Annotated in this window: 4 protein-coding genes; 2 read left to right on the plus strand and 2 right to left on the minus strand. The window is 64.6% G+C overall.

The annotated features are described in order from the left end of the window. Window positions 1-182: 182 nt before the first annotated feature. Window positions 183-1,247: an aminopeptidase gene (locus tag VGQ44_23365; GenBank protein HEV8449782.1), complete on the plus strand. Its 1,065-nt coding sequence runs from the start codon at window positions 183-185 to the stop codon at window positions 1,245-1,247. 135 nt (window positions 1,248-1,382) lie between these two features. Here the strand turns inward: VGQ44_23365 and VGQ44_23370 are convergent, their stop codons facing one another. Both VGQ44_23370 and VGQ44_23375 read right to left on the minus strand, forming a co-directional pair. Continuing rightward, window positions 1,383-3,545: an ATP-dependent helicase gene (locus tag VGQ44_23370; protein ID HEV8449783.1), complete on the minus strand. Its 2,163-nt coding sequence runs from the start codon at window positions 3,543-3,545 to the stop codon at window positions 1,383-1,385. Between the two features lie 502 nt (window positions 3,546-4,047). Beyond that, a complete protein-coding gene (locus VGQ44_23375; GenBank protein ID HEV8449784.1) occupies window positions 4,048-4,530 on the minus strand; it encodes a hypothetical protein in 483 nt (160 codons plus the stop codon). On the opposite strand from VGQ44_23375, the gene VGQ44_23380 reads away from it, so the two are divergent. Further along, window positions 4,529-5,556 (plus strand): hypothetical protein (locus VGQ44_23380; protein HEV8449785.1); only part of this gene is annotated, 1,028 nt, incomplete at its 3' end. The genes VGQ44_23375 and VGQ44_23380 overlap by 2 nt on opposite strands.

Genomic DNA, 5,556 nt, shown 5'->3' on the forward strand with positions numbered 1-5,556 from the left:
GGTGGACGAAGCCCATCTCATAAAATAGCGGGGGACGGGTGGACGGGTGGACGGGTGGACGGGTGGACGGGTGGACGGGTGGACGGGTGGACGGTGGACGGGTGGACGGGTGGACAGGGATCCGAGAGCACTGCGTAGTTCTTGTCCACCGGTCCACCTGTCCACCCGTCTACCCTTCCTCAATGCGAAGAATCCGTCGCATCCTCGGCATCCTCGTTCTGCTGCTCATCGCCTGGCTGGCCCTGTCGCCGACCGGGCGTTATCTCGTGCGCGCTGCGTGGGCGGAGGGCTCGATTCTCGCGCGGCGTCGTTCGATCGAGAGGATCGTGGCGGATCCGGCGACGCCGATCGACGCGGCGGCCAAGTTGAAGCTCGTGCTCGCGGCGCGCGCGTTCGCGGCGGATTCCATTCAGCTCCGCGCTCGCCGAAGCTTCACGACGTACACGCACCTCGACCGCGACACGCTCGTGCTCGTACTTTCCGGCGCGTACCGCGACCGGCTCGCGGCCTACACGTGGTGGTTTCCGATCGTTGGGCGAGTGCCGTACAAGGGGTTCTTCGATTTCGGCGCGGCGCGCGCGGCGGAACGCGACCTCGCCGGGAAAGGCTTCGACGTCTATCTCCGACCGTCTCCGGCCTTCAGCACGCTCGGCTGGTTCAACGATCCGCTCCTCTCCACTTCACTGAGAGCTGACACCATAGACCTCGCGAACACGGTCATCCACGAGCTGACGCACAACACGTTCTATGCGCCGGGGCAGGCGGTCTTCAACGAATCGTTCGCGAGCTTCGTCGGCGCTCGAGGGTCCGCGTGGTTCTTTCGGTCACGCGGTGATTCGGCGGCCGCGGATCAAGCCGACGCGCGATGGGCCGACGACAAGTTGTTGGCCCAGTTCTGGGCGACGCTCTACACGAGCGTGGACTCGGCGTTTCGTGCGCACGCGACCGATTCCCTCGCGCGGATCGCGGCGCGCGATACACTCTACGCGCGCGCGCGGCGCGATCTCGTCGCCACGCTCGGCCCCCAACTGCGCACGATTCCCGCCGCGGCGCTGACCCGCATCCGCCTCGACAACGCCGCGCTGCTCGCACACCGGATCTACAACACGAACCTCGATCTGTTCGATCGCGTCTGGGTTCGCGAGAACGGCGACCTCCGCAAAGCGATTTCGCGGATCATCGATCTGGCGAAGAGTGAGCCGAAAGATCCGTTCGGCGCGACTCGAGCCTGGCTAGCTGGGTCGTGATTAGGCGTTTCGCGGGCTACCACGGAGTCTCAAGACAACTCAACGCGGATGAACGCCAATCGTGAACAGCGATGCTGCATCGTCGTTCACAATCGGCGCTCATCCGCGTTGAATTCTTCTCAGTCAAGCCTGTTGCTAGACTGGCGCGGTCCCTCCAGGCGGCTCGAAACGTCCGCGCAACAGAGCGCGAAGATCGATGGGCGGCGCGTCGGCGCGGGGTTGGGGCTGAGCCGGCGACTCGGGCGCCGCCGGATCGCGAGGCACCACGCGCTTCATCTTGTCGCGCACGCCGCGGTCGAGGAAGCGCGACAGTTGGTCGATCGAGTAATCCGAGCCGCGGCGCGTCGCGTAGACGTTGAGCGGGTACGTCACCGCCAAGTGATTTCGCGCGCGCGTCATCGCGACGTACATCAACCGACGCTCCTCCTCCAACTGATCCTCGTCGTCGAGCGATCGCGACGACGGGAACCAGCCGTCCACGGCCCAGATCACGAAGACCGCGTCCCACTCCTTGCCCTTTGCGCTGTGCACGGTGCTGATCACCAGTGCGTCGTCTTCCTCTTGGCTGCCGGACGCCAAATCTTGTGTGCTCTGCGGCGGCTCGAGCGCGATCGCGGCGAGGAACGCCGAGCGGCTCGGGTAGCCGGCCGCGATCACGCGAAGCTGATCGAGGTCGGCCAGGCGCGGCTCGGCCCGATCGTATCGCTCGGCGAGCACCGCATCATATAGTAGTCGGATCTCGTCGATGTCTTCGCCGACGCCCGCTTCGCCGCGCTTGGCGGCGCGCAAGCGACGGAGCAAGTCGGCGAGGTCGCGATGCGCGTCGTGGGCGCGCGCCGGCGGCTCGAATCGCGCGAACGCGTCGGGATCCCACGACCGTTCGGCCAGCGTCTGCATGATCGCGCGCGCGGTCGCGTCGCCGATTCCCGGCATCAGCATCAGAATGCGGTACCAGCTCACTTCGTCGCGCGGGTTGTCGAGCACGCGGAGGAACGCGAGGACGTCCTTGACGTGCGCTGCCTCGAGGAACTTGAGGCCACCCCACTTCTCGAACGGAATGTTTCGATTGGCGAGCTCGATCTCGAGATCCGCCGACATGTACGCCGCACGAACCAGAACGGCGATCTCGCGCAGCGGCGTGCCCTCTTCGTGCAGCTCGAGCACACGATCCACGACGAAGCGCGTCTGCAACTGTTCGTCGCGTGCCGTGACGAGCCAGGGCGGTTCGGAACCGGTGCGTTGCGTCCAGAGCTGCTTCGTGAAGCGCTCGAGCGCGCGCGAGATCAATGTGTTCGTCGAGTCGAGGATCGGTTGGGTCGAGCGGTAGTTCTGCTCGAGGGCCACGACCTGCGTTCCTTCGAATTGTCTTGGAAAGTCCAAGATGTTCCGGAAGCTGGCGCCGCGAAACGAGTAGATGCTTTGCGCGTCGTCGCCTACGACCGTGATGTTTTTGTGGGTGCGACACATTCCGCGGAGGATGCGAGCCTGCAACAGGTTCGTGTCCTGATATTCGTCGACGAGGATGTGGCTGTAGAGCCCGGAGATGCGATCGGCCAGCACGGGCGATTGCTCCAGCATGAGCGCCCAGAAGAGGAGCAGGTCGTCGTAGTCGACCAGGTTGCGGTCCGACTTTCGGCTCACGTACTCGGCGTAGACGCGGATCATACCCTGCATCTGCTCGAGGAACTGCGGGAACTCTCGCTCGATCAGCGTCTCGATCGGGATTTCGGCGTTGATGTGGCGGGAGTAGACGTAGTGCAGCGTTTCCTTTTTTGGAAATCGCTTTTCGGATTTCCCAAAGCCGAGGCTTCCCCGGGCGAGCTGCATGAGGTCTTCGCCATCGCCCTGGTCCATGATCGAGAAGTCGCGGGCGAGACCGGCCTCCGGGCCGAATTGGCGGAGCAACCGGTGCCCCATGGCGTGGAACGTTCCCCCTTGCACGCGCGTCGACGCCGAGCCGACGAGGCGTTCGGCGCGGGAGAGCATCTCGTGCGCCGCGCGCCGGGTGAAGGTGAGGAGGAGGATTCGCTCGGGGGCGACGCCTTGTTCTATGAGGTGGGCGACACGGTAGACCAGCGTTCGGGTCTTGCCGGTGCCGGCGCCGGCAATGACGAGGAGCGGGCCGGAGCCGTGAGTGGCGGCAGCGGCTTGTTCATGGTTCAGCTCCGCGGTGAAGTCGCGGGGATTGCCGTCGACACTTCGGTCCCGGGGGGGATAGAGGACTGGTGCGGAGTCGGGGTGCGGGGACGAGTCGGGGTGCAGAGACGGGACGGGCAGAACGACGTCGCTCGCGGCCATGCGGAAAGAAATTATCGCTTCGGGTTGGTTTCGGTAGTCATGACATGCCGGAAGTCACGGGAAGGCAACCGATTGGTCTGGTGTCCGGAACCTTTGACGGTTCGCCGTTACTTGGGGCGAAGGTCCGCGTCCTAATCCGACGCCAGGCCCATTCGGGCCCGGTGTCGCGCGGTTTTGTGTCAGTTTTCTTGACTACCGAAGTGCGCTGACGGGAGCAGCAAGCCGACGAGGGCTTGAGAAAACAGAGTCACTAAAACCTGTAAATCGCCAGGATCCTTGTTCTTGACCGACTTGACGGTCACCAATATCTTGCGTCGTTTCCCGTACTGACTCTTTTTGTGCCAGTAGTGCGTTTTGCGAGTTTTTCCATGGGGAAGAGCCACGCTTCCCCGAGCGTCGCAGACGATCGCGGTCGTTCCACCCGGTGTACGTGGCGCGATGTGACGATGTATGGAAGTCGGAGGGTAGCCGAAGTCGGAGTTCAGTTTTTCACATGCATCACTTACCAAGGGGGTAAGATGCCATCCGTAGTTCGTTCTACTTTTGTGCTAGGCGCGTTTGCTTTTGCCGCCGCAACGGCCACGGCCTGCGGCGACAAAGTGACCGTGACCCAGCCGCCGAAGGACAGCAGTGTGTCGTTGGTAGTAGTTTCGCCGCCGGGACCGATCGCGATGAAGATCGGCGACAAGGTCACGTTCACGGCGACAGTAACGGGCGGTCCTGACCTCACGAACCGCGCGGTGACCTGGAAGTCGTCGGCGACCGCGATCGCGACCGTTGATAACAACGGCGTCGTGACGGCGGTTTCCGGTGGTACGGCCTCGATCATTGCGACCTCGGTCCAGAACACGGGCGTCTCGGGCGCCGCGGTGGTCACGGTCGGCGCGAGCGTTCCGGCGACGATCACGATCGCCAGCGTCAACCAGACCACGTGCTCGTTCTTCGGAAACTGCAGCTCGGTTCCGGCGAACATTGCCGCCATCATGGGCCAGATCGACGTGACGCTGAACGTCGATCCGGGCACGCAGACGCTTACGGGCGTCGACCTCATTCTGAACTGCTCGGGTACGGGCAACTCCGGCACGGATACGGTCGTGGCCAGCCAGAACATCGGCTCGGACAAGGCGCCGATCGCGGCCGAAGCGGCTTCGGCTCCGGTGCAGCTCAGCTTCAACACGGCGAACTTCAACGCCACGAGCGGCGCGGTTGCGTTCAAGAACGGCAACTGCGTCCTCAAGGGCCGCGCGCGTACGGCGGCGGGCACGCAGTCGGGCTCGAACACCGAGACCCTGACGCTCGTGAACCCCGACGTCATCGTCGGCACCATGGCGTCGACGAAGCAGGCGCTGAACCCGACCACGGGCCTCAACTGGCACGGTGGCGACGTGACTGTCACGGCGACGCCGGTCTTCTTTACCCCGGGTCGCTCGGCCGCGTCGATGGTCTTCACCTTTGAAGGCGCGACGGCGACGGCGACGGGTGCAGGCACCCAGTCGGTGACGTTCCTCGATACGAACAACCCGGCCTCCACGAGCCCGCTCAACATCGACGGGATCACGGACGGCTTCGCGGATGAAGAACTCGGCGTGACCACGGTCGACAACTCGGGTAACAACTTCTTCAACCCGAGCGGCTTCCCGATCGTGACCGCTGCCTCGTTCCTGGCCAATCCGGCCGCGGGCGGCACGCCGCCGTTCGGTGGCACCAATCCGTTCCGCCTCGACACGCAGCGCCCGGCGAGCGGCACGTTCGCTCTCGCGAGCAATGCGGATCAGGGCACGTCGGTCAACGGCTACGTCGGTGCGGCCTTCCGCTTCGCGGCGGATTCGGCGGCCGGCTACCGTGGTCCGGACCAGATCGCGGGTAACCGCACGCGCAACCTGGATCACAACGGCGTCGACAACGTTGGCGTCGTCTTCCAGCAGGGCACGACGAACACGGGAACGTGGACGGCGGTCACCAACACGGCGAACCTCGCCGAGACGGCGACGGCTTCTACGTTCACGCTCCG

The organism is Gemmatimonadaceae bacterium (assembly GCA_036003045.1).
Classification (GTDB): Bacteria; Gemmatimonadota; Gemmatimonadetes; order Gemmatimonadales; family Gemmatimonadaceae; genus JAQBQB01.